The sequence below is a fragment of the Cupriavidus sp. WS genome (assembly GCF_000395345.1).
Taxonomy (GTDB): domain Bacteria; phylum Pseudomonadota; class Gammaproteobacteria; order Burkholderiales; family Burkholderiaceae; genus Cupriavidus; species Cupriavidus basilensis_B.
The window spans coordinates 1-2,078 of the sequence record NZ_AQPL01000680.1 but is presented as its reverse complement, the minus strand read 5'-3'; the positions used below and the strand labels follow the sequence as shown (position 1 = coordinate 2,078).

Sequence of the window (2,078 nt, the reverse complement as noted above, 5' to 3'; positions counted from 1 at the left end):
GGCGAAATTTCCGGGGAAGCTCAGGCTGGAGCAGCACATGATCTCCAACGATCCCAACTTCGAGACCAAAATCGCAGACGTGATTGGGTTGTATCTGAATCCGCCCGCGCATGTGGCGGTGTTCTGCGTGGACGATGTGATCGCGCTCGGCGTCTTCACTTCAGTGAAGGACCTGGACCGCAAGCTGATGCGCTATATCCGTCAACACAACAAGAATCCCAAGTCAATCAAGTGGAAGTACGCCGATTCATCTCGGCGAATTCGCCCGGTGCCAAATCAATGACGCATTGGACTAGAGACGATGAAACATGGTTGGTCTCGTTCAGGCGAATCGTTCTGTTATCCTTCTGCAACCCGGTGTTGGTGCGTTCCCATGCGGCTCACCAAGCACAATCGCTTACGTAATGAGCCCTCTCCGGCAGCAATAAATGTCAGAGCCGAAAAAATTTGCCTGGATTGACACAATGCGCGCCATCGCCATCCTTATGGTGATAGCAGTGCACTGCGGCCAGTATGTTCAAGGAACGACGGCCATAGCAAAGCTCTTCACCTACGGTCAAATGGGCGTCCAATTGTTCTTCGTTGCCTCGGCATTGACCTTGTGCCTCTCGACGAATGCAAGGCGGGAAGAATCACGCCCCTTGCTCAAGTTCTACCTGAGGCGCTTCTTCCGCATTGCCCCCGCCTACTACATCGGAATCGCGTTTTACACAGTATGGACGATCGGCGTCAGCAAGTATGGGGTCGGCCCTTATCCCAACGCGGACCAGTACACGCTGACCAACATCATCGCCAACGCGCTGTTTGTGCACGGGCTCTATCCTCCCGCCAATAACACGATCGTACCTGGCGGTTGGTCGATCGCCGCGGAGATGATCTTCTACGCCATTTTCCCGCTTCTGTTCAGGGCGATGGAGCGGATGAGCAATCAACTCTATGCTGTGCTAGTTGCCATCGGCGCGACGGCCGCCGCACTGCCACTACTTGAGGCTTACGCAGGCCTCAAGCTGTACAACGGCAGCTTCCTCTATTTCAGCATCCTCACGCAACTCGCGGTGTTCGTAGTTGGTATGGCCTACTTTTTCGAATCGCAGAAGGGGCGCGTCTGGAAGTACCCGGCGATTCAGTTCGCCGCCTTCCTTACAATCGCACTGGCGCTGTGGGAAACCGGCCAGTTTGGCCTGGTGCCCACGTTCTCTGCCTTCGCGTTCCTCGGGGTTGCAGAGCAATTGAAGGCATCCCCTCAGAAGCTGCACAAATGGCTGCACCCAATCGGCAAGTACTCGTTCTCGATGTACCTGTGCCACTTCGCCGTCCTCAACGGACTAAGCGTGCTGATCAACACAAAGCTCGGCCTACAGAGGTACATCGGCGCCGACCTGACCCTCGCGCTCTTCTACCTCTCCACGATTGCCATCACCTTCGGAATCGCGCAAGCAATGTACAGAACGATTGAGAGCCCTATGGTTGCTTTCGGCGCGAGGACCATCGACCGCATGGACAAGGCCTCCTTACGCTCATCGACCAGTACAACCTAATTCAACGTAGCGGCAACCGAGACGCTCATGACCGAAGCGGCAGTGGTCGTAGCTGCAAGAGCCCGTTCGGAAATTCGAGGATGGGCGGTCTGCTGCTGCGCAGAATTGCCCATCCTTGAATTTCCAAACAGGTTCTAAGACCCCTCTCCGATCAGGGCGTAGTCGCTTGTAGCTCTGGTGAAGAGTTGCCCAATGCGCACGCGCCCACTCGCTGCCATCAATCTGAGCCTCGCTGATGGTTTGCCCGAACCGCCCGCCAGTTTTCATGGGCGCAGTCAGCCAGCGCACACCCTGCGGTATCTTGATTCGGTTCCGGCTTCGCCAATCGTTCTTGGTGTACCGAACGCTGTCGTACAGAACGAACTCATCGACCGATGCAATCATGTCGAAGTAACCCTTCCACGGCACGTAGTTGGATTGAACAATGGCAATTCTCTTCATCACGTCGTTGATTTCGTCGCGTCACACGCTTGTCGCATTCACTTGTCGGCTCACCGCCTTGCGTTGGCGGCCGCTTCCGGGCCTATCCGTATTTTTGTG

Annotated in this window: 2 protein-coding genes and 1 pseudogene; 2 read left to right on the top strand and 1 reads right to left on the bottom strand. The window is 55.7% G+C overall.

Features of this window, described 5'->3' with window-relative positions; translation table 11 throughout:
• Positions 1-283 (top strand): annotated as a pseudogene (locus K206_RS40535) (hypothetical protein); the annotation flags it as partial.
• A gap of 145 nt (positions 284-428) precedes the next feature.
• Complete coding sequence (locus tag K206_RS0136490) at positions 429-1,538, top strand: acyltransferase (protein WP_081651644.1); 1,110 nt, start codon at positions 429-431, stop codon at positions 1,536-1,538.
• Here the strand turns inward: K206_RS0136490 and K206_RS42435 are convergent.
• On the bottom strand, positions 1,518-1,979 hold the full coding sequence (locus tag K206_RS42435; RefSeq protein WP_081651643.1) for a WbqC family protein: 462 nt from the start codon (positions 1,977-1,979) through the stop codon (positions 1,518-1,520). The two genes, K206_RS0136490 and K206_RS42435, sit on opposite strands and share 21 nt — an antisense overlap.
• Positions 1,980-2,078 lie beyond the last annotated feature (99 nt).